Raw genomic sequence first — 26,483 nt, 5'->3', positions numbered from 1 at the left:
GGCGCCCCGTGCAATCGGCGGCCGGCATCAGAAGCTCGGCTGGTCGGCGTCGTTGTCGCCAACGGCTGAGTGGATGCCGCATTCGGTCTTGTCCCACCCGCGCCAGCGCCCGGCTCGCGGGTCCTCGCCGGGCTTCACCTTGCTGGTGCAGGGCGAGCAGCCGATCGAGGCGTAGCCCTCCGCCTCCAGCGGGTGGCGGGGCAGGTCATGCGCGACGAAATAGGCGTCGAGCCTGGCCTTGTCCCAGTCCGCGAGCGGGTTGAGCTTCAGGCGGCCCTCGTCTTCCTCGAACCGCGGCAGCGCGCGGCGGGTGCCCGACTGGAAACCCTTGCGCCCCGAAATCCATGCGTCGAACGGGGCAAGCGCGCGGCGCAGCGGCTCGACCTTGCGGATCTCGCAGCAGCCATCGGGGTCGTAGGACCAGCGCAGGCCGTTGCCATCCCTTGCCGCGAGCCGGTGCGGATCGGGGCGGTAGACGCGCAGGTCGGTGAAGCCCAGCCGCTCGGCAAGCTCGTCGCGATACTGAAGTGTCGCGCCGAACATCTTCTGCGTGTTGGTGAAAATCACCGGAACGTCGCGATCGACCTGCGCGATCATGTGCAGCAGCACCGCAGACTCGGTGCCGAACGACGACACCGCAGCGATGCGACCCTTCAATTCGCCGGCAATCAGTTCGCCCAGCAGGTCCTGCGTCGCGACACCCGCGAAACGGGTATCGTATGCGGCGGCTTCGGCAGCGGTAAAGGCAGGGGCGATGTCGATCATGTCGATGCCGCGGGCGGCACTAGCCATGGCGTAGTCTCCATACCGGTACACGGTCGTCGGCCGCACGCTGATAGACGGCGTCGTAGCGTCCGAGTGCGCGTTCCAGCGCAGCGGGATCAACCGGGGCTTCGGGGGCAAAACTGTCGAACCCGCAGCGGCGCATCAGCGGGATCTGATCGACGAGAACGTCCCCCTGCGCGCGCAATTCGCCGGTGTACCCGGCTTCCCGGAGCGTCCGCGCGGTCGAGTAGCCGCGGCCGTCGCGATAGCCGGGAAAGGCGACCTCGATCAGCCGGATCTGCGCGAGATGCGGCAACAGTACGCGGATGTCGTCACCCGATTCGACGCGCACGGCCTGCGCGTCGTACTGGCCGACGAAGGCGTCGAGCGTGACTGCCGGCTCCTCATGCGCGGCATCGTCGCGGTAGCGCAGCAGCTCAGCCATAGATCGCCTCCTTGAACGGCTCCATGCCGAGCCGGCGATAGGTGTCGAGGAAGCGTTCCCCGGTGTCGCGGCGGGCGAGATACAGGTCGGTGACCTTCTCGATCGCATCGACCACGCCGTCCTCGTCAAAGCCGGGCCCGGTGATCTTGGCGAGGCTCACATCCTCCGCGCCCGATCCGCCGAGCAGCAGCTGGTAGTTTTCGGTGCCTTTCTTATCGACGCCCAGAATGCCGATGTGCCCGGCGTGATGGTGGCCGCAGGCGTTGATGCACCCCGAGATCTTCAGCTTCAGCTCGCCAAGTTCCTCCTGGCGCCCGGCCTTGCCGAAGCGGGTCGCGATCTTCTGCGCGAGCGGGATCGAGCGCGCGTTGGCGAGCGCGCAGTAATCGAGGCCGGGGCAGGCGATGATGTCGCTGATGAGGTCCAGGTTCGCCTCGGCCAGCCCGGCCTCCCGCAGCACGGTCCAGATCGCGTGCAGATCGCGTGTCGCGACATGCGGCAGGACGATGTTCTGGGCGTGCGTCACACGCAACTCGTCGAAGCTGTAGCGTTCGGCCAGGTCCGCCATGACGTCAATCTGGTCGGCCGATGCATCGCCGGGTATGCCGCCGATCGGCTTCAGGCTGATCGTGACGATGCCGTAGCCCGGCTGCTTGTGTGGCGAGACGTTCTGATCGACCCAGACGGCGAAGTCCGGATCGCTGCGGTCAAGGTCGGTTGGTGCGTCCTTCTGGAACGCCGGCGCACCGAACATCGCCGTGATCCGCTCCAGTTCCGCGGCTGGCGGATCGAGGTCGAGCACCTTCAGGCCGGCATGTTCCTCGGCGACCTGGCGAGCGTATTCCGCAGCGCCCAGATCGTGGATCAGGATCTTGATCCGCGCCTTGTAGATGTTATCGCGTCGGCCGTGTCGGTTGTAGACCCGCAGGCACGCCTCCAGATACGACAGGATCTCCGATGCCGGCACGAAATCGTTGATTTCGGCCGCGATCATTGGCGTGCGACCCATGCCGCCACCGGCGAAGACACGCGCGCCGATCTGCCCGTCACGTTCGACCAGCTGGATGCCGATGTCGTGCAGCCGCATTGCCGCACGGTCGGTGTCGCTGGCGATGACCGCGATCTTGAACTTGCGCGGCAGATAGCTGAACTCGGGGTGGAAGGTGCTCCACTGACGGAGCAGCTCGGCCCACGGGCGCGGATCGGTGACTTCGTCGGCAGCGGCGCCGGCGAACTGGTCCGACGAGATGTTGCGGATGCAGTTGCCGCTTGTCTGGATGGCGTGCATCTGCGCCGTCGCCAATTCGGCGAGAATTTCGGGTGCGTCTTCCAGCTTGATCCAGTTGAACTGGATGTTCTGGCGGGTGGTGAAGTGGCCGTAGCCGCGGTCGTACCTGCGCGCGATATGGCCGAGCATCCGCATCTGACGGCTGTCGAGCGTGCCATAGGGCACCGCGACCCGCAGCATGTACGCGTGGAGTTGCAGGTACAGGCCGTTCATCAGCCGCAACGGCTTGAACTGGTCCTCGCTCAGGGCGCCCGACAGGCGTCGTTGCACCTGATCGCGGAATTCCTCGACGCGCGTGTCGACGAGGCGTTGGTCATATTGGTCGTAACGGTACATCAGATGATCCAATCCCCGACCGACGGGTCGGCGGGCTTGAGCGTCAGGTCGGGGCGGACGGTCGGGCCGAGCGCGCGGATGCGGTCCTTGATGTGAGCGGGGCGGGGACCCTGAGGCGTCGCAGCGGCATCGATCACGTACGGGCCGGTGACGCGGCGCGCGCCCTCCTCGGCCCGGCCGATGCTCTCGCCGCCGTCCGCCACATCCGCGGCATCCTCGACGTGGCGCGACCAATCGCGGCCGGTCCACCAGACGACGTCGCCGCTGGCAAGATCGTTTCCGGTCAACAGCTTCACGCCAGAACCTCGGCCTGGGCGGCAAGTTTGCCGAGCCGGTCATCGGCGTCCGCCAGCAGCACGACCTCGCCGACGACGATGATCGCCGGGCTGCCGACGCTCTCACGCACGACCATGTCGCCAAGATCGGCCAGCAGCGTGCGCAGGGCACGGTGGCTGGTCAGCGTGCCCTTCTCCAGCACCGCGACGGGCATGTCGGGGGCGACGCCGTCCGCCATCAGCTTGTCGGCGATCGCGGTGCAGGTCGCGACGCCCATGTAGATGACGAGTGTCCGGCCCTTGCCGGCCAGGCCCGACCAGTCCTGCTCGTTCAAACCCTTGCACTGGCCGGCGACGAAGCTGACCGCCGACGACCAGTCGCGGTGCGTCAGCGGCAGCATCGCCTCGGCTGCGCAGCCGAGTGCCGCCGACACGCCCGGGATGACCTCGACCGGCAGGCCGGCGTCACGCACCGCCTCGACTTCCTCACCGCCGCGACCGAAGATGAAGGGATCGCCGCCCTTCAACCGCACGACGACCTGTCCCAGCCGGACGTGCGCGAGAATTAGGGCGTTGATGCCCTCCTGCGGCAGCGTGTGCCGGTTGCGTTGCTTGGCCACCGAGATGCGGTGCGCGGTCGGCGGCGCGATATCGAGCACGCGCGGATCGATCAAGCCGTCGTGGACGACCACATCGGCGGATTTCAGCGCCTCGACCGCTCGGACGGTCAGCAGACCGGGGTCGCCGGGGCCTGCGCCGACAAGGATGACACGCCCGCGGGCGATGGGATCGAGAAGGGTCGCCATGATGTCGGCGAGATGGGGCCGGTCGCGCCGGCTCGCAAACCAGCGATGCTTGGGTCGGCGGTAGGAAAGTTTGTCCGCCGGGGCGAAATCACCGGTTTCCGTCGATATCCCTGAGGCCGATCCCGATCGACGCGCGGGCCTGCTCGGCCTCGTTGCTGGCGACAGGATAGGCGCAATAGTCGGCGGCGTAATAGGCCGCCGGGCGATGGTTGCCCGACCAGCCGATCCCGCCGAACGGCGCACTCGACGCCGCGCCATTGGTCGGGCGGTTCCAGTTGATGATGCCCGCCCGGATGTTCGCCCAGAACGCATCGTACAGCTTGGGGTCCTGGCTGATGAGCGAGGCGGACAGACCATAGCGCGTCGCATTGGCCTCGTTTAGTGCCTCCTCGTAGGTCTTGGCACGATGGATCTGCAGGATCGGGCCGAACAGTTCGACATCGGGTCGATCGCGCGCGCCGGTCATGTCGATCAGCGACGGCGTCAGGAACGGGCGGTCGGCGATCGGGCGTTCGAGGTGCTTCAGCGGGCGGCCGCCCATCGTCATCAGCGCCAGGAAGCTTTCGGTCAGCATGTCGGCGGTGTCGTTGTCGATCACCGGGCCCATGAACGGTTGCGGATCGGCGTGCGGTTCGCCGACGATCATCCGGCGGCACAGCGTATCGATCTCGGCGATCAGCGGATCGGCCAGCCGCTCGTCGACGATCAGCCGGCGACCTGCGGTGCAGCGCTGGCCCGACGTGGTGAACGCGGACTGCACGACCAGCACGGCCGCGGAATAGAGGTCGGGCTGGTCCCAGACGACGATCGGATTGTTGCCGCCCATCTCGAGCGCCAGGATTTTCTCCGGGCGGTCGGCATAGAGGCGGTTGAGCGCCAGGCCGGTGCGCGCGGAGCCGGTGAACAGCAGTCCGTCGATGCCGTCATGCGCGGCCAGCGCCTTGCCCTCGTCCGCGCCGCCGACCACCAGCCGGATGCAGCCCTCCGGCACGCCGGCGGCATGGAGGCACTGGACCAGGAATTCGCCCGAGGCCGGCGTCTTTTCCGACGGCTTGAACACCACCGCATTGCCCGCCAGCAGCGCAGGCACGATGTGGCCGTTGGGCAGGTGCGCGGGGAAGTTATAGGGGCCCAGTACCGCGAGCACGCCGTGCGGCTTGTGCCGCAGCGCCATCCGCGCATTCATCGGCGTTTCGCTGCGGCGCTGGCCGGTGCGCTCGGAATATGCGGTGACCGAAATGTCGACCTTGGCGATCACCGCCTCGACTTCGGTCCGCGCATCCCACAGCGGCTTGCCGGTTTCACGCGCGATCAGGTCGGTAAAGGCATCGGTTCGCTGGCGCACGACGTTGGCGAAGCGGCGCAGCGTCTCGATGCGGTAGGCGAGCGGTTGCGAGGCCCAGGCGGGCCAGCTTTCACGTGCGCGGGCGACCTCGGTGTCGACGTCGTCGGGCATCCGTCGCCACAGGATCGCGCCGGTTGCCGGTTCGGTAGAAATGATTTCTTGGCCCGCCATGGCGGGTGTCTGCCGGGAAAGTCGCGGATTGCCAAGGGGAACGTCAGGCGAGCGCTTCGCCCATCGCGCGGATCGCCGCCAGCTTGGCGTCGAACGGTGCCCAGTCGTCCCGCTCGTCGATCGCCGACCAGAGCGTCTCGACCTCGTCAATCAGCATCGAGCAGGGCTCGCCCGACCAGTAGGTGTCGCTGCGACACTTGCGCGGGCGGTAGGGGGTGAGCGCGGCGCGCACGCCGGCGAAGGGCTCGTCATAGCGATCGGGCAGGCGACCACCAAAGGCATCGAAGAAGAAGCGGTCGATCGGCGTTTCGGTGGCACGCAGCACGGGTTCGATCGCCTGGACCAGCGCGCGGTCCTCGGTCGTTCCCCGCGGCATGATACCAAGCCGCCACAGGAGCGCTGCGGTGACTTCGCTCTGATAGAGGTCGGGAAACGCCTCCAGCGCCGCGATCAATGGTTCGGCGTCGGTCAGGACGCGCAGGCTGACGGCCAGTTGCATGACGTCCCAATGGATCGCCTCGGGCTGGCGACCGAAGGCGTAGAGCCCCGCATGGTCGAAATAGGCCGCGACATGGCCCGGGTCCCAGGTCGGGGTGAAGCGCCAGGGGCCGTAATCGAAGCTTTCGCCGGTCACGTTGATGTTGTCGGAATTGAGCACGCCGTGGACGAACCCCGCCGCCATGTAGCTCGCCGCCAGCCGGGCCGCGCGCGCGACGACATGCTGGAGCAGGCGAACGGGATCGCCGCCGGGTTCGCCGTAAAGCTTGCCCAGCACATAATCGACCAACCGCGCCATAGTATCCGCATCGCGCAGATACGCGAGCCGTTGGAAGGTGCCGATGCGGATATGACCGTGGCTCAGACGGACGAGAACGGCGGAGCGGGTGGGCGAGGGTTCGTCACCGCGCTCCAGTGCCTCGCCCGTCTCGATCAGCGAGAAACTGCGCGAGGTATCGACGCCAAGTGCTTGCAACATCTCGGTTGCAAGCACTTCGCGCACGCCACCTTTGAGCGTCAGGCGCCCGTCACCGAACCGGCTCCACGGCGTCTGGCCCGTTCCCTTGGTGCCAAGGTCCATCAGCCGTCCGTTCATGTCCCGTACCTGCGCGAACAGGAAGCCGCGGCCATCGCCGATGTTGGGGTTGTAGGTGCGGAACTGGTGCCCGTGATAGCGCAGCGCCAGCGGCTGATCGAGGCTGCCGGGCAGAGGCGCGAACCGGCCGAAATGGCGGACCCACGCCGCATCGCTCAAGCCCTCCAGCCCGACTTCCGCTGCGGCGCGGTCGTTCCGGAACCGGAGGATCGTCTGCGGGAAGTCCGCCGCGGCGACGGGATCGTAGAATTCGTCGCCCAGATCGAGGATCGCGCGTGACGGTTGCAGTCTGCTGGCCATGCCGCGATATGGGTGGCCATGGCCGACCAGCGCAACCGCCCCTATGCCGACGCCTATTGGGAATCGCGCGACGGCCTTCGGCTGCACTACCGCGACTACACCGGCGGTGGCGACGGGCGCCCGCTGATCCTGTGCCTGCCCGGGCTGACCCGCAACGCCCGCGACTATGCCTCGCTGGCCGAGCGGCTGGCGCCCGACTGGCGCGTGCTTGCCCTCGATTTTCGCGGCCGGGGCGAGAGCCAGTCGGCCAAGGATCCGATGAGCTATGTCCCGCTCACCTACCTCCAGGACGTCGAGGCGTTGCTGGAGGATCAGGGGATCGAACGCTTCGTTGCGTTCGGCACGTCGCTCGGCGGGATCGTGACGATGCTGCTGGCGTCGGTCGAGCGCAATCGCATCGCCGGCGCGCTGCTGAACGACGTCGGGCCGGAGATCGAGGCGGCCGGACTGTCGCGCATCCGTGGCTATGTCGGCAGGAACACGTGGCACCCGACCTGGCTGCACGCGGCGCGCGCGCTGGCGGAGGCGAATTCGGACGTGTTCCCCGACTATACGATCGAGGGCTGGCTTGCGATGGCGAAGCGGTTGTACCGGTTGAACTCGGCGGGTCGCATCGTGCTCGACTATGACATGCGCATCGCCGAGCCGTTCCGGATGCCGGGGAACGAGGCGGGGCCGGACATGTGGCGGACGCTGGATGCGCTGGCCGGACGACCGGCGCTGGTCCTGCGCGGCGAGCGGTCCGACATCCTGTCGGAGAAGACCGCCGCGGCGATGGGCGTGCGGCTGGGCGGCCGGGCAGATGTCGTAACGGTGCCTGCGGTCGGCCATGCCCCGACGCTCGACGAGCCAACGTCGATCAGGGCGATATCGCGCCTGCTCGACAAAGTGCTGGAACCGGTGCCCGCCTGATCCTTTGTTGCCCGACATCCCGGGAGACGAAGAATGACCGACGCGTCCGACGCGCATACCGCCATGACGTCACTCAAAGGGCGGCGGGTTGTCGTGACCGGCGGCACCACCGGCATCGGTCGCGCGATCGCCGTGCTGCTGGCGTCCGAAGGCGCGCGCCTGCACATTTGCGGACGCGATCCGCACCATCTGCAGGACGCGCTCGACCGCATCGCGGATGTCGGCGAGGGGCAGGGCACGAGCATCGACCTGGCCGAAGACGGCGCGGTCGCGCGCTATTTCGAGGAAGCGGGGCGGGCGCTCGGCGGAATAGACGTTGCCGTCATCAATGCCGCCGTCGCGGCCGAGGGGCTGACGGATATGAGCGCGGATGCCGTGCGCTACGCCATCGCGACCGATTTCACCGCCTACCTGATGAGCGCGCACGCCGCGATCGAGGCCGGCGCGACCGATCTGGTGCTGACGGGATCGATGTCGGCGCATGTCCTGGGTCCGGGGTCGACCGTCTATGCCGGCATCAAGGCGGGCATCGCCGGCTTTGCCGAGGCGCTGCGCCGCGAGGTCGGGCCGAAGGGCGTCCGCGTCTCGCTGGTCGAACCGGGCAAGACCGGCGCCGACATGCAGCAGCCCGACTTGCCGCCTGAGAAACAGCGCGAGATGATCGCCAAGCAAACGATGCTGCGCGCCGAGGACATCGCCGTCGGCGTCCATTATGTCCTGACGCAGCCGCAGCGCACGGTCGTCCAGCAGATCACGATCGTCCCGCGCGATCAGGAGGGCGAATGACGTTCGCGATCGACCGGCTGGTCTTTACGCCCGCCGACATCGACCTGAGCCGCTCGCCTCTGCGCGGGCATTTCGATGCCGAGACCTATGTGCTGGGCGCGTTCAATCCCGGCATGACGCGGCTGGCGAACGGCAATCTGCTCCTGATGGTGCGTGTCGCGGAGGCGCTGCGGAAACCGATCCACGACGGGCACATCCATGCGATCCGCTGGACGGGCGACGGCTACACGCTAGACGCCTGGCCGTTGGAACAGGTCGATACCAAGGATCCGCGGAAGTTCATGATGCGGCAGGCCGGGTGGAAGGTCATGGCGCTGACTTCGCTCAGCTGGCTGCTGCCGGTCGAGATGACGCCCGACGGGCTCGACATCGTCGCCATCCATTATGACCGGGCTATCGAGCCGCGCGCGGCCTATCAATGCTACGGCGTCGAGGACGCGCGGATCAGCCGGGTCGATGGTCGCTACCTGATGACGACCTGTTCGGTCAGCCCGGAGCGGCATTCGACGACGCTCTACACTTCGACCGACGCGATGGAGTGGACGCTGGAGGGGATCGTCCTCGACCACCAGAACAAGGACATGCTGATTTTCGAGGGCCAGCCGCAGGGCAGGTTCTGGGCACAGACCCGGCCGCTGGGCGATCTGTATTTCGCCTATCCGCCCGACAGCGAGTGGCGTGCGGGGCCGTCAATCAATCTGGCGACATCCCCCGATGCCCTGCACTGGAAGCCGCACGACGCGCCGGGCATCCGCCCCCATGCCGCCACGCTGGCGACGGCGCGAATGGGCGGGGGCACGCCGCCGGTCCTGACCGATCGCGGCTGGCTGACGCTATGGCACGGGGTCGAGCCGTCGGGCGTCGTCGGCATCTACCGCACCTATTGGTCGATCCTAGACCGGGACGACCCATCGAAAACCGTCGCGAACGAACACAGCCCGCTGCTCGAACCCGCGCCCGCGCTGACCGACCCGATCCGCGACCTGATGTACCTCGACGGTGTCGTCTTCACGACCGGCATCGCCGATGGGGGCGCTCACTACGTCGTCGCAAGCGGCGAGGCGGACCTCGCCTGCCGGATCACGCATATCCCGAAGGAGGTTTTCGCTGTCTGATCCCATCATCGTCAGCGCCGTGTTCGGGCATGAGGACGCCGCCGCGCTCGACGGCCTGCGCCGCGCGCACTTCCCGCCGGAGCGCAATCATCTGGCTGCGCATCTGACGCTCTTCCACCATCTGCCCCCGTCGGTCGGTGACGAGCTGAAGCATCGGCTGTCGCAGCTTACCCGTGGTGTGGACTCTCCCCAGGCGTGGCTCGGCAGCGTGATGTCGCTTGGCCGCGGCACCGCGTTCCGGGTCGAATCACCCGAATTGGAGGCGATCCGTGCCGATCTGGCCGATGCCTTCGCCCCACTGCTGACGCCGCAGGATCGCGCCGGCTGGCGTCCGCACGTGACGATCCAGAACAAGGTCGCGCCGGCCGAGGCCAAGGCGTTGCAGGCCAAACTCTCGGCCGATTTCCGTCGCCGGCCTCTCCGGATCAAGGGGCTCGCCAGCTGGTGGTATCGCGGTGGCCCGTGGGAGCAACATTCGTTGCACAACTTCGCTTGACCGCTGCGTCTGCCCGACCTATTTGGCGCGCCTCACGGGGTTGGGCGAAGTAGCTCAGCTGGTTAGAGCAGCGGAATCATAATCCGCGTGTCGGGGGTTCAAGTCCCTCCTTCGCTACCACCGACCCCGTGATTTCTCCCCCGTCATCCACCCACCGGTATTCCCGGCAGCGACTTCGACGTGCGGATCGTCAGCGACGTCTTAACATGGCTGACATTGGGTGCCGGCGTCAGCTGTGTCGTCAGCAATTCCTGGAAGCTGCGCAGGTCGGTCGCGACGATTTTCAGGATGAAGTCGATCTCGCCGTTCAGCATGTGGCATTCGCGGACCTCGGGGATCGTCGCGACATGCTGTTCGAACGCGGTCAGGTCCGCTTCCGCCTGGCTTTTCAGGCTGACCATAGCAAAGACGGTGATCGTGTAGCCCAGGCTCGCCGGATCGAGGCTGGCGTGATATCCCTGAATCGCGCCCGCTTCCTCGAGCGCGCGCACGCGGCGCAGGCACGGTGGGGCCGTCAGCCCGACGCGTTCGGCGAGATCGACGTTCGTCATCCGCCCGTCGTCCTGAAGAAGACCCAAAATCTGCCGATCAATGCGATCGAACGCCATAGCCGCCCCATTTATTCTATCATTCGTTCCCGCCACGATAAGAATATTACGCCGGAACGCAATTGTCTCACATTCGGACGACCGCAAAATGTGCCCGATTTCGCTGTTTCCATTCGCGAGTCCGGGGGGTTAAAGATTCCTTACTGCCGACGCCGTCGCGCCGGGACCGGGATGTACCTCTTTGCGCTTCGACGACGTTCTCGGCACGGTTCGGACCATCGACCTCGCGAGCCCCTCGGCCGCCCAGGCGGCATGGCGGCAGATCGTCGATCTGGTCGGGCGGGGCCGGGTGCCGGCCGACGACTGGGCCCTGACGACCCTGCGCGACATTCGCGAGCGGGTGCCGGTGGCGGCGCGCGCGGCGAGTGCGCGGGCGCTGTATGGAGCGGCCACGCCGGCCGCGCTCGTCCGGTTGCTGGCAACCGACGACCTGGCGGTCGCGGCGCCGATCCTGCGGTTCGCCGTGCTGGACGATGCCGAATGGACCGATCTGCTGCCCGCGTTGTCGCCGGCTGGGCGCGCCGTTCTGCGTCATCGCCGCGACCTGAGCGCGTCGGTAATCCGCGCGCTGGAAAGCTTCGGGTCGGTCGATTTCGTGCTGTCGGGGGACGTCGCGTCGACCGACGAGCCGGCAGCAGCGCAACCCGCGCCCGAACCGGAGCCCGCGGCCACGATCCCGCCCGAGAGCGGCCCTTTCGTCTCGCTGGGCGCCATCGCTAAATCGCTGCCGATCGTCGCCGAGGCGCGCCGCCGCCGCGAGAACGACAACGAAGCGCCGGTCGCTGAAGGTGGGGTGTTCCGCATCGCCGATGTTGTCGCGCGGATCGAGGCGTTCCAGAAGCGCAAGGACGAGGCGCCGAACGTCGCACCGACCGCACGCGTGCCCGTGCGCGAAGGCTTCCGCTTCGAAACCGACCCGACGGGCACGATCCGCTGGGTTGACGGGACTGCGCGCGAAGCCATCCTCGGCACGACGATCGCGACGCCGGCACGCCCGGCGCAACCCGGCGTCGACGGGATCGCCGCCGGTGCTTTCCGCCGCCGTGCGCGCTTTGCCGACGTCCATCTGGTCGTCGGTGGCGCGGGCGAAGCCGCGGGGCGCTGGTTGATGACGGCGATCCCGCTGTTCGATAGCGCCAGCGGTCGTTTCACCGGCTATCGCGGCAGTGCGCGGCGTCCTGAACGGCACGAAGGACCGGCGACACCTGCCCGACCCGCACCGGCTGCGGATTCGCTGCGTCAGCTGGTTCACGAACTTCGCACGCCGACCAATGCCATCGCCGGCTTCTCGGAGATGATCGAGTGCGAGATGCTGGGCCCGGTCGAGCCGGTCTATCGCGACCAGGCCGCGACGATGCGCGACGATGCCCATCGCCTGCTGGCCGCGATCGACGATGTCGATGTCGCGGCGCGCGTCGTCGGCGGCGCGTTGCCGCTCGACCCGGAACCGATCGCGGTCGCGCCGTTGCTTCACCGCCTTGCCGGCGACCTGCATCTGCTGGCGGAGGCGCGCGGCGCACCGGTGCCGGTCATCGCCGACGATCTGACCGTGCTGGCCGATGCCCGCGCGCTCGACCGCATCGTCTCGCGCTTGCTGGGCGCGGCGATCGGCGCGGCGATGATGGACGAGGAGATTGCGGTGCACGCCGACGCCGAAGCCGGCGGGCGCATCGCCATATCCGTCACGCGCCCGCACGCGTTCGATGCCTATCCCGGCGACCGCATCCTGTCGGTCGATGACGAGGAAAGCCCGGCAAGCCTGCTCGGCATCGGCTTCTCGCTCAGACTGGTCCGCAATCTGGCGCGCGCGCTGGGCGGGGCGTTCGACATCGGCGATCGCGCGATGACGCTGCACCTGCCCGCCGCCGACGATGGCGCGATCGGGCATACCGCTTCGTCCTGAGGCGCGCTAAGCACGGCGGCATGAGCTTTCGCCCGCCCGTGCCGACGCCAGACCGCCATGTTCGTTGGCCGGTGGATTTCGGGCAGCGTTTCACGATCTTCGTCGATACCGAGGAAGAGTTCGACTGGTCGCGCCCGCTCGATCGCGACAACCGATCGGTCAGCGCGACCGCGGCGATCCCTGTGGCGACCCGGCGTTTCGCCGACCTGGGCGCGCCGCTGACGTTCCTGGTCGACCATCCGGTCGCGACCGATCCGCAGAGCATCGCGGCGATCGGCGCGGCGCTGGCCGGCGGCACAGAAGCGGCGGTCGGCAGCCAGCTCCACCCCTGGGTCAATCCGCCGTTCGAAGAGGCAGTGACACCGGCCAACAGCTATCCCGGCAATCTGCCCGACGAACTCGAGGCGGCGAAGCTCGACGCGCTGGGTGCGGCGATTACGACCGCGTTCGGTATCACGCCGCGGATCTATCGCGCGGGGCGCTACGGGATCGGGCCGAACACGCTGCGACTTTTGGCGGCGCGCGGCTATGCGATCGACACCTCGATGCGCGCGCGATTCGATTATTCGCGCCAGAGCGGGCCCGATTTCTTGGCAATCGGCAACGACGCGTTCGTCGGCGACCATGGGATCGTCGAACTGCCGCTGACGACGGTCGATACCGGGCTGTTGCGCGTCATGGGCCGGCCGCTCCATCGGGCGGCGTCGCGGGTGCCGCGCGGGCTGGGCGGACTGGCACGAACCGGTCTGCTCAACCGCGTTCCGCTCACGCCCGAGGGGATTCCGGTCGGCGAAGCACTGGAGGCGATCCGCGTGGCGGTCGGCAACGGACTGCCGCTGCTCAACTTCTCGTTCCATTCACCGACCCTGGTCGCCGGGCACACGCCCTATGTGCGCGATGCCGCCGGCGTGGCGGCGTTCTGGACATGGTGGGACGCGGTGCTCGGTCTGCTGGCACGGCTTGGCGTGCGAAGCGTCGATGCGGAGGACCTGGTGACCGCAGTGACGGGGCGATAGCTCGCGCCGCGGTACAGCTGCGTCCTCGGTCGTCGCCTGAGCGCCGCCGCCCGCAGCGCCGCCCGACGCTTGCAACAGCTTCTCTGTCTCTTGCGCGGCGCTGGTGGGCCCGGCAGGACTCGAACCCGCAACCTAGCCGTTATGAGCGGCCAGCTCTAACCGTTGAGCTACAGGCCCCCAGCGTGAGTTGGTCGGGGAGACAGGATTCCCAACCACTTTATCTTGCGCGATGAGGTACGGATTTCCACGGTTCGTGCAAGATTGCCGAGCCCCTGTGAATCATATTTGTGTATCTGTCGAGGGGACGGAAGTGAGCAGCGCAAAATGGTCTGCGGCTTTTGACGTTTGAAGCGTGTTGCCACCATTCTGCTGATCCCACGCACCACCGCGTTCGATTTATGACCGCAATGGGTGGACACTGGAATGGTCGGTTGGGAGCGGCAGCCTGAGGTAAGCGGAGATTCGTTGGCAAACCTCCAGACGGCAGCTACGCGCCCCAACCTCAGCCGTTCGATCGTTACCCACCTGATCCCAGAAGTCGCCATTTGGTCAGACCGTATCGCTGGGCGAAGATGGCAACTCAATTCAATCTCTCCGAGTCGTGCTTCGCGTGCTTTCGAGGGCTTGAGCGACTACGTCGTACCTGCGCCGGGACGACCCGTACTTTTATAAAGCCGCGCGGTGACAATTGAACTCGCGACGGGCAAGACGTGCTGAATGAAGGACATATGGACTGGATTGAAAGATGCGCCACTCTGGGCGTTGATCGCAGCAACGATCGTTGCTGTGGCGCTCTGGCAGGTCTCGCCGCTCAACGCCGCATTTCCGGCTGATTATCGCGGGTATCTTCCGCTCGCCGCGTTTGCACTCGCAATATTTGCCCTTGCGCGCATCGTAAGCAGCGCCACGTCGATCGCCAGCGCGCGTCGAGAGCGTCAGCGTAATCTCGCGAGCACGCGACTTACCAAGCTCTATCGCCCCATGCTCGCGCTGTTCAGCGATCAGCATTTGACCGCGAGCTCGGCCATTTTGGCTCCCTACGTTAGAAACCGCGTCAGCAATGCGTGGGAAGCTGTGCGACAACGTCGGGGGGTGATCCGAAAGGCCGGTGCTGCATGGCGGGCGCTCGGGGATAAGTGCATCTCGACCTCAGCGGAGATGGAATATGGCGGCATATTCCCACTCGATCAGATCAAGGCGCTTGTACGCGTTTCCGCGGACTGCGCCGACGGCACGTTGTTGAACCTGTTGAGACAGGCCGATCGATCACACTATGAAGATCAGCCTCAACATTCCGAGGTCACGGACGCAGAATACGCGTTGGCGCAGCACATCTTTGCAGAGCACGAGCGCTTGTCAGCACTGACCGATCGGTGAAACGTGGGTCCGAGTCTTTCTAATATCGGGCGGTACGACGCAGCTTCGTCGTCGGCACAGCGTCCGTTACCGAGCCGCGCCGGCAGTCGCTCGCACGGCCGGTTGCACCGCGTCGCGGACTTCGTCGTAAATCGGTATGCCGGAGCCGACGCCGGTCTCGATGCTGATCGCCACTGCGAAAGGCACACGATCGTCGAGCGGTCCCGCCTGTGCGCGGCAGGCAACGCGAAGCTTCAGCATTCCCCCGTCGAGAAACGCAACGGCGCTCTCGCCCTCAAATATCCCGTGCGACAGCGTCCCACGGTTGACTGCGAAGTGCGTGGGTTGGCCCGAGAGCCGCTCCACGGCCAATGAATAAGTCTTGTCCCCGGCCGGCAACATCTCGAGCGTTGCTGAGCGATACTGCTGGTGTCGAGCATTGACCGGCGTCAGCCAGGCCAACGTCATGGTTAGCCGGCGCAACTCGGTCGATCCCTCGATCGACGGCGGGAGCGGGATATCGAACTCGTCCTGAGTGTCCTGTTGGATGTCGCCGAAAGTGAACAGGGTCGCACGCTCGGCGGCGCAGTCGAGCACCCGGTCGATGTTGGGACGACCGTAGCCGAGAAACCGTGAGATGTTGTCGCGGTGACGTTGCCAGTCCCGACCGGCGGGGCCGAAGGCGCCGTCGAGTTTTTCGCCGGCATCGCCCCACGCTGCACCGTGAACCAGAAGCGCCTTGATCAGAACAGCGGCGTGAGTGCGCGGAATGTCATAACCCGCCTCGACCATCGAATCGTAAATGCGCGCGGCCGACCGCGTTAGCAGCGCGGTCGCGTTGCTCGTGCCAACCGTACGGCGCTGATAGTCGAGCCTGCCCGTCGCCCCGGCGTCGGGCGCCGCGGACATCTGGCCCGCATATGCGCCGCCGCCATCCACAGCCAACCACACATGACCCTCGTCTTCCGATGCGCGGACCAGCTCCCGACCGCCGTCAAAGAGCAAATCCGGCTTTACCGTTTGCCGAAAGCCCAGCCCGACGCCGGAACTCACGTTCGGCAACCCGCCGTTGGGAAATGGATCCTTCAAGTGAAATGCATCCGGTGCTGCGGCAAACTCGTCGGCATGCCACGCGCCGACCGCAATCGCGTTCAAACCTTCCGCCGGCGAGAGCAGTGTCCTGGCAGCCTTTTCGGAGTTGAGCGCGCTGATGATTGCAGCTTCGCGCGCCTCTGGAGACGCCGCCGCCCAGTCCGCCGTCGTCGCAAACTCCCTGATCGGCAGCCAACTGCGGACGTTGCCGGCGCTGACAAGAAACAGCACTCGGTAGCGGAAGGACAGCCAGTCCATCAGACGCGCCCAAGGGCTGATCCTGCCCGCGAACGGTCGATTGAGATCGCCCAGGGACAGGTTAATGACGACGACGCTCGGCGCTGACGCAGGCTCGGCCCCTTCGCCCTCGAGCAACCGCCGCACGGCGAGATACACGACGTCGAGTGGAAGCCGATCGGGCGGAGTCGTCTCGGCATTGCTTGCGGCATCGAACAGCATGACTGGCCGGACATAGAGCGGACGATCCAGCGGCTCTTCGCCGGCTTGCAGATCGCCATGGACGATCAGCGAGGCCATGCTGGTCCCGTGTGAGCGTTTCGCCGCCGGCGTGCGCGCGGCGAAGTCGTCGGGGTCGTCGAGGATGAGGCGTCCGGCTAGCCGCTGATGGTTCGCGAGCGGAACCCCGTCGAGCAACGCCGCGATCGGATCGCCCGCTGGGGCCGGCGCGCCACCAGCCTCCGATATTTCGCCATCGTCTTCTGGTTCGGCGATCGCGGCGACGGACTGCGGTCGCAAATACATAATGTCGTCGAGCCGGGCTAGCGTGACATCGGGGTGGTCGATCAGTTCCTCGACCCGCTGCGGCGGCAGATCGACCAGGACGCCGTGATAGCGGATCGGCTCAATGACCGCAGACGTAACGACCCTGCCACCAAGCTCGGCAAGCTGTCCCTCGATGTTCGCGATCGCCTTGGCGCGTCGCTCGGCCCGCTCGTAGAACCACATCTCCACTTCGAACCGGACGGGATCGTGCGGCCGATCCGCGATGCGCTCCCGCCAGTAGGCCAGCGTCTCGGGCAAAACGCGATCTTGCGGCCCCCAGGCGCGCAGGTCGCTCAGCATGTCGAATAGCGTGCGCCAAGGCGCAAAGCCGTAGGGCATGTCCTGACCTTGCCGATAGCGATCCCAGAGGCTGAGAATCTCGCGCAACGCCCGCATGTCGGGCATCGCCATGTAGAGACGACCGCCGACCGGCTTGTCGCCCCGTACCTGCTCACCTTGTTTGGTCTGCAACGTATGGAAGTCGTCGTTCGGCTCGAAGTCCGCGTCGTCCTCGAGAAGGAACTCAAGCCCCTGAATGCGACCGACCTGGCTGTAAAAGTCGCCGACGGAGCCGGCCACCTCAAAGACGAGGGCGCGCTCGGGTGCGATCCCATCAGGATCGGCGCGCAACGCCATGCTGGCCTGAGCCGCTGGCTGCGCTGCCACATCCCTGAGACGATCGAATCGCGGGCCAAGGCGCTGCGACTGGCGATCGACGCCCGGTTTCGCGATCTTCGCGTTCGGGTCTATCGGTACAGGCGCACGCTTCTCGCGTTCGTTACGGGTCGCCTCAGGTATCTGAAGGAGGGGTCTCTCCGCCACGTCTCTCGCTCTTCTTTTTGCCCGGTGCGCTCACACGGGATCGCCAAACCTTCAGCTCGTGCTCGACGATCTCGTTTGGGCGGCCCTCCCCCAGTGACAAGACGAAGCGACGAAGAATATTGGTGCAGAAGTCCTCGACTTCGGCGAGACTCGATCCCCGCAGGGCTCGCGCGAGCTGGTCCGGCGACTTGCCAAGGTCCCCCGGCACAGGCCGCGCCTGGAAATACATGCCGATGAAATTTGCGATCTGCCGCTCACCGGGTGCCGGCAGGTCGAGCCGCAACTGGAAGCGCCGCCAGGCAGCACGGTCGAGAAGTTCGGAATGGTTGGTCGCCGCGGCGATGACCGTCCAACTCGGCAGGTCATCCATTTGCAACAGAAGCGAGCTGACAACGCGCTTGATCTCGCCGGTCTCGTGAATGTCGCCGCGCTCCTTCCCCACGACGTCGAACTCGTCGAAGAAGAGGACGCTCGGAGTTGTCCGCGCAAAGTCGAACACCCGCCGCAGCCGGCTGGCCGTTTCCCCAAGAAAGCTCCCGATCACCGCCTCGTAGCGCACCGTCAGCAGCGGCACGCTCAGCGACTCCGCGATCGCCTCTGCCAACGAGGTCTTTCCGTTACCCGGCGGACCCGCGAGAAGAATTCGATGCCGTGGCTCGAGGCCGTGGGCGCGCAGAAGGTCTGCACGGCGTTGCTCCTCGATTAGTTCCTCGCACGCCTCGCGCGTGACAGGCGGCAACAGCAGATCGGAAAGACGACGTTGCGGCACCCGGTCGACGAAGAGGTCTCGGGTCGATGGCCCGCGTGCCGGCTGCTCCACCGGCGCGGTCGTCGGCGAATGGCTGCCGTTGGCGTTGGTACGGAGCGCCGCAGTCAGCCGATCGGCGAGAATGGTATGTTGCTTGGCTTTCTCGTCAGCGATCAGAGCTTCTGCGGACGTACGCGCGAGGTGACGGTCGCCGGTCGCGCCCGCCTTCACCAGAGCCACTAGGAGATCACTTCGCGCCATCCGCTTCTTCTTCTTGACCGGCTTTACCGGTTTGTCTTGCACCTTCGGACGGGTCGGTCCGCGCGCAGCTTCATCCTGCCCGAACAAGTCCACGTCCTTCTCCATCCATCGCCTTGGCGACCGTTCCTTGCAGCGCCTTGTGCAAGGCCGAACGGTGGTCGCCCAATGTCCGCAAAACCTCGGACACCGTCGATTCGGAGTCTTTGAGCAGTCGCTGGGTCACCCGCAACCTTTCTGCACTGAGCTTCGGGGGGCGTCCACCTTTTCGACCTCAAGCCCTCGCGGCCCCGAGGCCGGCGACCGTCCGCTCGCGGATGAGCTCTCGCTCCAATTGCGCAAGCGCACCGAGAAGACCGGTCTAAAACGCTTCTCATCTTTGGCGTCATGTCCTGGCTAAACGCATGCTTGATCCTGGTGGCGGTCGAAATGAACGAACGTCGGGTTTGGGGTTGGCGGCGAAAACGGCTTGAACGACCGGAGTTGGGTTTCTCTTCGTGACCGCGGCCGCCATCTACGACCAGCCCATCGCCACTCTTAGCTCATGGCATATATTAGAGATTGCAGCTGTCGCGATGCATAATGGTAACCAATTAATTTGATCACGACCTAGAGTATATTCTATAGAATCTTCAAGGATTCAATAAATTTATTGACTTCGACCACCGCATCCCGGCAACCTGCTATACACAGTTGACAGCTAAAGACAATATTATCGTCGGCAGCGTTATTGCCTATTTCATCGGCAATCAGCTTAAGCGAGTGCTCTGTAAAACTTTCTCCGCAACCATCGCAGCGATCAAGCAAGGTTCGAAACCGGCGCTGGCCATCAGTGTACGTGACTTCACGCGCGATCGGAAAATTGTGCATGGGATACCTCCGAAACCGAATTTTGGTCTAATGAAGATAACCGCGGCACCAGCCAGCCCGGTCGAGCCCATTTCCTGGCTCTTGAGGGCCGCCTACTAACGAGCGGCTGCCAGGTGCAGGCCGATTGCACCGGACATCGGCGCGACTGGTTCGCGCCTTATTGTCGACTCACGCCACCCGGTCGCTCCCGGCTCGACGGCGTTCTCGACGCAGCGGCATATGCCGCTTGAAACATATCGGTGCTTAATAGACGGTCTGCAAGGGAAGCCGATATCTCGTCTGCCTGGTTCGTCTTCAAATCCCCTTCAAGCACAGTGCCGACCTGCATCAAACGCTTTACGTTCAAGCGATTGTTCACGCATACGGTCTGCTGTGAACACGACACCCGAGGCGCGCGTGCGTCAGGTTATCGACGGGCAGTTGGCTGCCGCCGGGTGGGCGGTGCAGGACCGCGCGAGCATGAACCGCATGGCTGCGCTCGGCGTTGCGGTGCGCGAGTATCCGATGGCCACCGGCCCTTGCGATTACCTGCTCTTCGTCGGGGGCAAAGCCTGCGGCGTCGTTGAAGCGAAGCCCGCGGGAACGACGCTTTCGGGTGTTGCGGAGCAGGCCCGCGGCTATCAGCCGCAGTCCGGCCAGCCTCTCGCGCGTTGGAGCGATCCGCTTCGCTTCGACTATCAGGCGTCGGGCACTGAGATTCTGTTTTCAGACCGGGTCGATCCGTTGCACCGATCCCGCCGCGTCTTTTCATTTCATCGGCCGGAGACGCTGCACGAGTGGCTGAAGGCGGGATCGTCGCTCCGCGCTCGACTCTCCGAGATGCCGCCGCTTGTCACCGACGGTCTGCGCGACTGCCAGGTCGAGGCGATCGAGGGGCTGGAGGCGTCACTCGGCAATGACCGTCCGCGTGCCTTCGTGCGCATGGCGACGGGCGCCGGCAAGACCTTCACCGCGGCGACCCTGGCCTATCGCCTGCTCGCCCATGCCGATGCGCGGCGCATCCTGTTCCTCGTCGATCGCAACAACCTTGGGCGGCAGACGCTGAAGGAGTTCCAGACCTATCGCCCGCCCGGCACTGGCCGTCTGTTCACCGAGCTGTACAACGTGCAGCGGCTGGGTGCGGCCGGGCTCGACCCGCCGGCTAAGGTCGTCATCTCGACCATCCAGCGGGTGTTCGCGCAGCTGACCGGCACCGAGCTGTCGGAGGAGGACGAGGAGGCGAGCGACTTCGAGCGCGGCTGGACGCCCCCGCCGAAACAGGTCGCCTATAGCGCGACGATGCCGCCGGAGACGTTCGACATCGTCGTCGTCGATGAGTGTCACCGCTCGATCTATGGCAGCTGGCGACAGCTGCTCGATTACTTCGACGCGCAGATCATCGGGCTGACCGCAACGCCCACGGTGCAGACCGCCGCCTTCTTCGACGAGAACCTCGTCGCCGACTATCCGTATGAGAAATCGGTGGCCGACGGCGTCAATGTGCCGTTCGAGATCTTCCGTATCCGCACCCAGATCGGCGAGCATGGCGGGCGGGTCGAGAAGGGCTACACCGTCCCGGTCCGCGACCGGCACACGCGCGCGCAGACCTATCGGCTGCTCGACGACGACCTGACCTACAGCCCGCAGGACCTCGACCGCAGCGTCATCGCGCGCAACCAGATCCGCACGGTGCTGGAGACGTATCGAGACACGCTGTTCACCGAGCTTTTCCCCGGCCGGAACGAGGTGCCGAAGACGCTGATCTTCGCCAAGGACGATCATCACGCCGAGGAGATCGTCCAGATCGCGCGCGAGGTCTTCGGCCAGGGCAACGACTTCGCCAAGAAGATCACCTACAAGGTCGGCGCGAAATATGCCGAGACGGTGATCGCCGAGTTCCGCAACGCCTATAATCCGCGCATCGCCGTCACCGTCGATATGATCGCCACCGGCACCGACGTGAAGGCAATCGAGGCGCTGATCTTCCTGCGCGACGTGCGCTCGGCGGTCTATTTCGAGCAGATGCGCGGTCGCGGCGTGCGGACGATCGACCCCGCCACGCTTGCGACCATCACGCCGGGCGCCGGGGTGAAGGACCGGTTCGTCCTCGTCGATGCGGTCGGCGTCACCGACAGCCTGAAGACGCAGGCGATCCCGCTGGAGCGCGAGCACGGCGTCGCCTTCGCTAAGCTGCTGGATCAGGTCGCCGCCGGTCGCAGCGACGAAGATGCGGTCTCGACGCTCGCCGGTCGCCTTGCTCGGCTCGACCGCAAGCTGGACGATGCCGGCCGGGCGAAGATCGAGGCGATCGCGGGCAAGCCCCTGTCGGCGCTTGCCGGCGAGCTGATCGACGCGATCGATGCCGACAAGATCGAAGCGGACGCAAAGGCGCGTCACGGCGCCATTGTCACCGATGCCGAGATCGAGGCCGTCGCCGCCGACCGGCGCGAGGCGGCGCTTGCTTCCTATAACGACCCGGCACTGCGCCGCGTGCTGATCGAGCTGAAGCAGGCGTCCGAGGTCGTCATCGACGATATCAGCCGCGATGTCGTCGTCTCCTCCGCCTGGGACGAGGCGGCGGCGACGAAGATGACCGCCGACTTCGGCAAGTTCCTGGAGGAACATAGCGACGAGCTGACCGCGCTGCGCATCCTCTACGGCCTGCCCGCCGCATCGAAGCGGTTGAGCTATGCCAGCCTCGAGGAGCTGCGCGACGCGATGATGCGCCCGCCCTGGCTGCTCGAGCCGCTGGCCTTGTGGAGCGCCTATCGCCGGCTGAACGCCGACAAGGTGCGGGCCAACCCGGCGCGGACGCTGACCGACATTGTCGCGCTGGTCCGCTTCGCGACCGGCCGCGCCGACGCGCTGGCGCCGCTGTCGTCGGATATGGCGGGCCGGTTCAACCTGTGGCTTGGCCGCGAACAACGCGCCGGGCGCAGCTATACGCAGGAGCAGCTCGGCTGGCTGGAGGCGATCCGCGACTATATTGCCGCCAATATCGAGGTGACGCCGGGCGAGATCCAGGACCAATTCGAGGGTCGCGGCGGCATCATCGGCGCACGCCGGGCTTTCGGTCCCCGGCTCGACACGCTACTCGACGACCTTCAGGACGCGCTGGTGGCGTAGTTGGGGGCGCGGGTTATGGCGAAGACGATGGCGGCGACTCGGCCTATCGAAGGGCCATGGGATTTGCCGCATGGATGGAGTTGGGAGCGTATCGATGCCGTTGCCCCCGTTAATCCGCGGCGGGCGCCGGACGGGTTGCCTGGGGATACCGAGGTCCCCTTCGTGCCGATGGCCGCAGTGCAGGCAAAAACGGGCGGGATCGACGTATCGGCACGTCGTTGCGTTGATACGGTTCGCAAAGGCTTCACCCGCTTCGCGTCTGGCGACGTGATCTTCGCTAAGATCACGCCATGTATGGAGAACGGTAAGATCGCCGTCGTGCCGGCTTTGCCGCATGGCGTCGGATACGGTTCAACCGAGTTTCATGTGCTGTCTCCGCGCGACGTATCGTCGCGATACCTTTATTACTGGGTAAGTCAGCGTGGATTCCGGGAGACGGCGGAATTCAATATGACTGGGACCGCTGGCCAAAAGCGTGTGCCAACAGAGTTCATGCGCGATGCCCTCATACCGGTTCCTCCTGTTGAGGTGCAGGATGTGATTGTCACCCGCGTCGACGAACTTTTTGTTGACATCGATGAAGGTGAAGCGGCGCTCTCTTCATGCTGGGCGGGTTTGGACAGTCAAAAACTACTTGGCCTTGCGGCCACACTTCGCCAATCCATACTTGCCGCCGCCTTTCGTGGGGAACTAGTGTGAAGATGGATGCACACATATTCATTGACAATTATAATGTCATTGCCGGTGCGCAGGAAGCGGCCAAGATAAGAGAGAATGCGCCTTGGCCCGCCGTTCGCATCCACTGGCGAAACTTTTTTAAACTCGTTGAAGGCGATTATAGTCCTATCACACGCATGTTCGCTGGCTCGCTTCCGCCGGGCAATGAAGCCTTGTGGCAATATGCCAAAGATCACGGTTACGATACCTCGTTGTTACAGCGTGTTGTTCGCGAAGACGGTAGATCCGGTGAGCAGGCCGTCGACGAGGTCTTACATGCCAAAATTGCCGGAGCCTTACTCGACTTTGATGCGCCACAGGCGCTTGTCATGGTGACAGGCGACGGACAGGCAGGCGAATTTGGAACAAGTTTCCTTCAGCAAGCCGAGCGTGCACTTCGAAGGGGCTGGAACATTGATATATGGTCATGGGAAGCACAGTTAAGTGGTAACTTTAAAAACCTAGCGGGCCGAAACTCAGACAAAATGAAAATTTTTTTGTTTGATCGTTTCTACGAGGCGATCACCTTCTTACGTGAAGGTGAGTTTCATCACGGCGATGGGAATCTGATCCGGATTTCTGAGCGTAGAGTTTCGGCACTTCCGGTAGGGACGTCGCGATGAACGAACAGGCGCTGGTCGCGAAGGTGTGGAACTATGCGCACGTCCTGCGCGACGACGGCGTGTCCTATGGCGACTATCTCGGCCAGATCAGCTTCCTGCTCTTCCTCAAGATGGACAAGGAGCGCGCCGACCTGCTGGGCGAGGCGTCGGCGCTGCCCACCGATGCCAACTGGGATGTGCTGGCCGGCCGCGCGGGCGAGGACCTAGAGCGGACCTATGCCCGCATCCTCGATACGCTCTCGAAGCGCACCGACATCGTCGGCACGCTGTTCCTGAAGGCCGAGAACAAGATCGGCGATCCCGCCAAGCTCCAGCGCCTCGTCACGCTGATCGGTGCCGAGACGTGGATGGGCCTGAACGTCGATGTGAAGGGCACGATCTACGAAGGGCTGCTCGAGCGTAACGCGGGCGAGGTGAAGTCCGGCGCCGGCCAGTATTTCACCCCGCGACCGCTGATCGAGGTCATCACACAGCTCGTCGATCCGGAGCCGGACGATACCGTCCACGATCCCGCGGTCGGCACCGGCGGCTTCCTGCTCGCCGCGTACGAACACATGAAGGCCAAGCCCGCGGCCAAGGACCGGCGGGTTGCCGCGGCGCTGCGCGCCGAGAAGCTGTCGGGCACCGACATCGTCGCCGAGGTCGTGCGGCTGTGCGCCATGAACCTCTATCTGCACGGCATCGGCGGCGCGGTGTCGCCGGTGCAGCAGCGCGACGCGCTGCTCGATCGCGGGGACCGCGCGTTCGACGTGATCCTCACCAACCCGCCCTTCGGCAAGCGCCAGTCGTTCCGCATCGTCCGCGAGGACGGCGGCATCGACAGCGAGCGGCAGGATTATGTCCGCGACGACTTCACCGTCACCACGGGCAACAAGCAGCTCAACTTTCTCCAGCACATCATGTCGATCCTGAAGGTCGGCGGCAGCGCCGCCGTCGTCATGCCGGACAACGTGCTGTTCGAGGGCGGCGCGGGCGAGACGCTGCGCCGCCGCCTACTCGAGGAATTCGACTTCCACACGCTGCTGCGGCTGCCGACCGGCATCTTCTACAGCCAGGGGGTGAAGGCCAACGTGATGTTCTTCGACCGCGCGACGCCCGGCACCGGCGTCGCGACGAAGGACCTGTGGGTGTACGACCTGCGCACCAACCAGCGCTTCACCCTGCGCGAGCGCCCGCTGAAGCGAGCGGACCTCGACGATTTCGTCGCCTGCTACGGCTCGAAATACGGGCGGACGAAGCGGCAGGAAACCGAGCGCTTCCGCCGCTATGGCTATGACGAGCTGGTCAAGCGCGACAAACTGAACCTCGACCTGTTCTGGCTGAAAGACGCCAGCGCCACCGACCCGGACACGTTGCCGCCACCCGCCGAGATCGCCGCCGAGATCGTCGACAGCCTCGAGACGGCGCTCGAGAAGTTCCGGCTAGTCGCGGCGAGGCTTAAGTAGCGGCATCAGCACAACCTTGGCACGTGTGCCGTCCAAAGCCCGTCGTTACGCGCGCCAACGGCAGGGGTGCCGTCTACTCGACCGGTAACTTGACCGCACGCACCGCCTTTCCGGCTTGCCAAGGGGAAACGAATATCATGTCTGGCTGGGCGACCTCCGGCACGATGTCGCTTGTTCCTCTCAATCGATACGAAAGGAGCAGGGCCCATCCCCAAGCTGTTATGCCGCTGATCGGGTTCCCACGCTTTCTGGCCCACTGATCCACGACCTTGGCGTATTTCTTCAACGTATCCGAGGAAGCCAATTGCCCCGCGATATCCGCCTCGTCCTCGGCATACATTTCGATTCCGCAGAGCGGCGGTAGCGGGACCAGGTCGTCATCGGAACCGAACCCCGGCCGATCGTCTGTGTCGACCAGCTCGTATCCAGCGAATGCTCGCGGCAGATCGGACCATTGATGAATCGGTCCTTCGGCGAATTCGACCCTCTCGTCACCAGCGGCGCTTGCGGTCAGGGCAGCCTTCACCCGCTCTGCCTTTGGCCTCGTGGCCGGATGCAATAGATCCTGACCCACGCCCACCGCCTTTAACGCATCGAAGAACCGGCGTGCATATGTAGGCAATGCCGGCTTCGTCGCGACGGCAGATATTAGTGTTGCCTGCAAATCGTCGCGCCGCGCGGCAACGGCTGCTGCCATCAGCTCAAGGCGCGATGTAAGGAAAGCGGCGTCGCGGTAGTTCAGGGCTGCCCAGGCGACCTCGTCCACGGCGGTGAACTCGGTATCAGCGGGGGGCGCCATACCGAGCGATTCGGTTTGCCCCTCCAGCTCGCTCAAGGCGTTCAAAAGGTCATCGAAAGAGGCCTCGCCGCTGATCCAGCCATCGAGCACATCCGTAGCCGCCTGCGCGAACGACGGTACCCGCGCTTCCGCGATGCGACGCTTGATAGCACCATGTTGCTCCGGCCGCCGGCCACGCTTCTTTCTTTCGCCAGTCATCGTCTGT

The 26,483-nt window shown here is 65.3% G+C and carries 23 protein-coding genes and 2 tRNA genes; 12 read left to right on the top strand and 13 right to left on the bottom strand.

Annotation, left to right across the window (positions count from 1 at the left end):
- Positions 1 to 27: 27 nt before the first annotated feature.
- The 7 genes from ASE86_RS09775 to ASE86_RS09745 all read right to left on the bottom strand — a co-directional run bounded on the left by ASE86_RS09775 (position 28) and on the right by ASE86_RS09745 (position 6,824).
- Entirely contained in the window at positions 28 to 792 is a 765-nt protein-coding gene (locus ASE86_RS09775; protein WP_056425277.1) for a phosphoadenylyl-sulfate reductase, read from the bottom strand.
- Positions 785 to 1,210 (bottom strand): DUF934 domain-containing protein, encoded by a 426-nt coding sequence (locus tag ASE86_RS09770; protein ID WP_056425274.1) that lies wholly within the window; start codon positions 1,208 to 1,210, stop codon positions 785 to 787. The genes ASE86_RS09775 and ASE86_RS09770 overlap by 8 nt, the downstream gene beginning before the upstream one ends.
- The gene (locus ASE86_RS09765) at positions 1,203 to 2,834 is read right to left on the bottom strand and encodes a nitrite/sulfite reductase (protein ID WP_056425272.1); all 1,632 of its coding nucleotides are present in this window, start codon (positions 2,832 to 2,834) and stop codon (positions 1,203 to 1,205) included. Before ASE86_RS09765 ends, ASE86_RS09770 begins: the two co-directional genes overlap by 8 nt.
- Positions 2,834 to 3,130: a DUF2849 domain-containing protein gene (locus ASE86_RS09760; RefSeq protein WP_056425269.1), complete on the bottom strand. Its 297-nt coding sequence runs from the start codon at positions 3,128 to 3,130 to the stop codon at positions 2,834 to 2,836. Before ASE86_RS09760 ends, ASE86_RS09765 begins: the two co-directional genes overlap by 1 nt.
- Positions 3,127 to 3,915 (bottom strand): uroporphyrinogen-III C-methyltransferase, encoded by a 789-nt coding sequence (gene cobA / locus ASE86_RS09755; RefSeq protein WP_056425266.1) that lies wholly within the window; start codon positions 3,913 to 3,915, stop codon positions 3,127 to 3,129. Before cobA ends, ASE86_RS09760 begins: the two co-directional genes overlap by 4 nt.
- A gap of 88 nt (positions 3,916 to 4,003) precedes the next feature.
- The gene (gene astD, locus ASE86_RS09750) at positions 4,004 to 5,431 is read right to left on the bottom strand and encodes a succinylglutamate-semialdehyde dehydrogenase (protein WP_056425265.1); all 1,428 of its coding nucleotides are present in this window, start codon (positions 5,429 to 5,431) and stop codon (positions 4,004 to 4,006) included.
- A gap of 43 nt (positions 5,432 to 5,474) precedes the next feature.
- Positions 5,475 to 6,824: a protein adenylyltransferase SelO family protein gene (locus ASE86_RS09745; protein WP_056425262.1), complete on the bottom strand. Its 1,350-nt coding sequence runs from the start codon at positions 6,822 to 6,824 to the stop codon at positions 5,475 to 5,477.
- A gap of 18 nt (positions 6,825 to 6,842) precedes the next feature.
- On the opposite strand from ASE86_RS09745, the gene ASE86_RS09740 reads away from it, so the two are divergent.
- The 5 genes from ASE86_RS09740 to ASE86_RS09720 all read left to right on the top strand — a co-directional run bounded on the left by ASE86_RS09740 (position 6,843) and on the right by ASE86_RS09720 (position 10,253).
- Positions 6,843 to 7,736 carry an alpha/beta fold hydrolase gene (locus ASE86_RS09740; protein WP_056425259.1) on the top strand — a complete coding sequence of 298 codons (894 nt, stop codon included), beginning with the start codon at positions 6,843 to 6,845 and terminating at the stop codon, positions 7,734 to 7,736.
- 33 nt (positions 7,737 to 7,769) lie between these two features.
- Positions 7,770 to 8,522: an SDR family oxidoreductase gene (locus ASE86_RS09735; protein ID WP_056425256.1), complete on the top strand. Its 753-nt coding sequence runs from the start codon at positions 7,770 to 7,772 to the stop codon at positions 8,520 to 8,522.
- Positions 8,519 to 9,637, top strand: a complete 1,119-nt coding sequence (locus tag ASE86_RS09730; RefSeq protein WP_056425253.1) for a glycosidase — start codon at positions 8,519 to 8,521, stop codon at positions 9,635 to 9,637. The genes ASE86_RS09735 and ASE86_RS09730 overlap by 4 nt, the downstream gene beginning before the upstream one ends.
- Complete coding sequence (locus tag ASE86_RS09725; RefSeq protein WP_056426975.1) at positions 9,630 to 10,133, top strand: 2'-5' RNA ligase family protein; 504 nt, start codon at positions 9,630 to 9,632, stop codon at positions 10,131 to 10,133. The genes ASE86_RS09730 and ASE86_RS09725 overlap by 8 nt, the downstream gene beginning before the upstream one ends.
- A gap of 43 nt (positions 10,134 to 10,176) precedes the next feature.
- Positions 10,177 to 10,253 (top strand) — tRNA-Met (locus tag ASE86_RS09720).
- A 23-nt stretch (positions 10,254 to 10,276) separates the two neighbouring features.
- Here the strand turns inward: ASE86_RS09720 and ASE86_RS09715 are convergent.
- Entirely contained in the window at positions 10,277 to 10,741 is a 465-nt protein-coding gene (locus ASE86_RS09715; RefSeq protein ID WP_056425248.1) for an Lrp/AsnC family transcriptional regulator, read from the bottom strand.
- A 181-nt stretch (positions 10,742 to 10,922) separates the two neighbouring features.
- On the opposite strand from ASE86_RS09715, the gene ASE86_RS09710 reads away from it, so the two are divergent.
- The gene (locus tag ASE86_RS09710) at positions 10,923 to 12,644 is read left to right on the top strand and encodes a sensor histidine kinase (protein ID WP_056425246.1); all 1,722 of its coding nucleotides are present in this window, start codon (positions 10,923 to 10,925) and stop codon (positions 12,642 to 12,644) included.
- Between the two features lie 20 nt (positions 12,645 to 12,664).
- The gene (locus ASE86_RS09705; protein WP_056425244.1) at positions 12,665 to 13,660 is read left to right on the top strand and encodes a hypothetical protein; all 996 of its coding nucleotides are present in this window, start codon (positions 12,665 to 12,667) and stop codon (positions 13,658 to 13,660) included.
- A 101-nt stretch (positions 13,661 to 13,761) separates the two neighbouring features.
- On the opposite strand, the gene ASE86_RS09700 is transcribed toward ASE86_RS09705, so the two are convergent.
- A tRNA-Ile gene (locus ASE86_RS09700) sits at positions 13,762 to 13,837 on the bottom strand.
- Between the two features lie 540 nt (positions 13,838 to 14,377).
- On the opposite strand from ASE86_RS09700, the gene ASE86_RS09695 reads away from it, so the two are divergent.
- Entirely contained in the window at positions 14,378 to 15,037 is a 660-nt protein-coding gene (locus ASE86_RS09695) for a hypothetical protein (protein WP_056425241.1), read from the top strand.
- A 66-nt stretch (positions 15,038 to 15,103) separates the two neighbouring features.
- Here the strand turns inward: ASE86_RS09695 and ASE86_RS09690 are convergent, their stop codons facing one another.
- The 3 genes from ASE86_RS09690 to ASE86_RS15980 form a co-directional block, all read right to left on the bottom strand.
- Complete coding sequence (locus tag ASE86_RS09690) at positions 15,104 to 17,713, bottom strand: S8 family peptidase (RefSeq protein WP_156347088.1); 2,610 nt, start codon at positions 17,711 to 17,713, stop codon at positions 15,104 to 15,106.
- Positions 17,682 to 18,827, bottom strand: a complete 1,146-nt coding sequence (locus ASE86_RS09685) for an AAA family ATPase (protein ID WP_235524036.1) — start codon at positions 18,825 to 18,827, stop codon at positions 17,682 to 17,684. Before ASE86_RS09685 ends, ASE86_RS09690 begins: the two co-directional genes overlap by 32 nt.
- 513 nt (positions 18,828 to 19,340) lie before the next feature.
- Complete coding sequence (locus tag ASE86_RS15980; protein WP_156347087.1) at positions 19,341 to 19,589, bottom strand: hypothetical protein; 249 nt, start codon at positions 19,587 to 19,589, stop codon at positions 19,341 to 19,343.
- A gap of 372 nt (positions 19,590 to 19,961) precedes the next feature.
- Here ASE86_RS15980 and ASE86_RS09680 point away from each other — a divergent pair, with 372 nt between their 5' ends.
- Genes ASE86_RS09680 through ASE86_RS09675 form a run of 4 tightly spaced genes read left to right on the top strand, consistent with a single transcriptional unit; the run spans position 19,962 to position 25,479 of the window.
- Positions 19,962 to 22,694, top strand: a complete 2,733-nt coding sequence (locus ASE86_RS09680) for a DEAD/DEAH box helicase family protein (protein ID WP_056425231.1) — start codon at positions 19,962 to 19,964, stop codon at positions 22,692 to 22,694.
- Positions 22,695 to 22,709: 15 nt separating this feature from the next.
- A complete protein-coding gene (locus tag ASE86_RS15680; protein WP_082441772.1) occupies positions 22,710 to 23,393 on the top strand; it encodes a restriction endonuclease subunit S in 684 nt (227 codons plus the stop codon).
- Positions 23,390 to 24,034 carry an NYN domain-containing protein gene (locus ASE86_RS15975; protein ID WP_156347086.1) on the top strand — a complete coding sequence of 215 codons (645 nt, stop codon included), beginning with the start codon at positions 23,390 to 23,392 and terminating at the stop codon, positions 24,032 to 24,034. Before ASE86_RS15680 ends, ASE86_RS15975 begins: the two co-directional genes overlap by 4 nt.
- Complete coding sequence (locus tag ASE86_RS09675; protein WP_056425228.1) at positions 24,031 to 25,479, top strand: class I SAM-dependent DNA methyltransferase; 1,449 nt, start codon at positions 24,031 to 24,033, stop codon at positions 25,477 to 25,479. Before ASE86_RS15975 ends, ASE86_RS09675 begins: the two co-directional genes overlap by 4 nt.
- A gap of 73 nt (positions 25,480 to 25,552) precedes the next feature.
- Here ASE86_RS09675 and ASE86_RS09670 read toward each other — a convergent pair whose 3' ends face one another.
- On the bottom strand, positions 25,553 to 26,476 hold the full coding sequence (locus tag ASE86_RS09670) for a hypothetical protein (protein ID WP_156347085.1): 924 nt from the start codon (positions 26,474 to 26,476) through the stop codon (positions 25,553 to 25,555).
- Between the last annotated feature and the right edge of the window lie 7 nt (positions 26,477 to 26,483).

It is taken from the genome of Sphingomonas sp. Leaf33, assembly GCF_001421785.1.
Lineage (GTDB): Bacteria > Pseudomonadota > Alphaproteobacteria > Sphingomonadales > Sphingomonadaceae > Sphingomonas.
This window is presented reverse-complemented; position numbering and strand designations above follow the sequence as displayed.

Excerpts from the sequence above, each read along its gene's own strand:
- ASE86_RS09775 (WP_056425277.1), bottom strand. The coding sequence starts at position 792 with ATGGCTAGTGCCGCCCGCGGCATCGACATGATCGACATCGCCCCTGCC.
- ASE86_RS09770 (WP_056425274.1), bottom strand. The coding sequence starts at position 1,210 with ATGGCTGAGCTGCTGCGCTACCGCGACGATGCCGCGCATGAGGAGCCG.
- ASE86_RS09765 (WP_056425272.1), bottom strand. The coding sequence starts at position 2,834 with ATGTACCGTTACGACCAATATGACCAACGCCTCGTCGACACGCGCGTC.
- cobA (WP_056425266.1), bottom strand. The coding sequence starts at position 3,915 with ATGGCGACCCTTCTCGATCCCATCGCCCGCGGGCGTGTCATCCTTGTC.
- astD (WP_056425265.1), bottom strand. The coding sequence starts at position 5,431 with ATGGCGGGCCAAGAAATCATTTCTACCGAACCGGCAACCGGCGCGATC.
- ASE86_RS09745 (WP_056425262.1), bottom strand. The coding sequence starts at position 6,824 with ATGGCCAGCAGACTGCAACCGTCACGCGCGATCCTCGATCTGGGCGAC.
- ASE86_RS09740 (WP_056425259.1), top strand. The coding sequence starts at position 6,843 with ATGGCCGACCAGCGCAACCGCCCCTATGCCGACGCCTATTGGGAATCG.
- ASE86_RS09735 (WP_056425256.1), top strand. The coding sequence starts at position 7,770 with ATGACCGACGCGTCCGACGCGCATACCGCCATGACGTCACTCAAAGGG.
- ASE86_RS09730 (WP_056425253.1), top strand. The coding sequence starts at position 8,519 with ATGACGTTCGCGATCGACCGGCTGGTCTTTACGCCCGCCGACATCGAC.
- ASE86_RS09715 (WP_056425248.1), bottom strand. The coding sequence starts at position 10,741 with ATGGCGTTCGATCGCATTGATCGGCAGATTTTGGGTCTTCTTCAGGAC.
- ASE86_RS09705 (WP_056425244.1), top strand. The coding sequence starts at position 12,665 with ATGAGCTTTCGCCCGCCCGTGCCGACGCCAGACCGCCATGTTCGTTGG.
- ASE86_RS09695 (WP_056425241.1), top strand. The coding sequence starts at position 14,378 with ATGAAGGACATATGGACTGGATTGAAAGATGCGCCACTCTGGGCGTTG.
- ASE86_RS09685 (WP_235524036.1), bottom strand. The coding sequence starts at position 18,827 with ATGGAGAAGGACGTGGACTTGTTCGGGCAGGATGAAGCTGCGCGCGGA.
- ASE86_RS15980 (WP_156347087.1), bottom strand. The coding sequence starts at position 19,589 with ATGCACAATTTTCCGATCGCGCGTGAAGTCACGTACACTGATGGCCAG.
- ASE86_RS15680 (WP_082441772.1), top strand. The coding sequence starts at position 22,710 with ATGGCGAAGACGATGGCGGCGACTCGGCCTATCGAAGGGCCATGGGAT.
- ASE86_RS09675 (WP_056425228.1), top strand. The coding sequence starts at position 24,031 with ATGAACGAACAGGCGCTGGTCGCGAAGGTGTGGAACTATGCGCACGTC.
- ASE86_RS09670 (WP_156347085.1), bottom strand. The coding sequence starts at position 26,476 with ATGACTGGCGAAAGAAAGAAGCGTGGCCGGCGGCCGGAGCAACATGGT.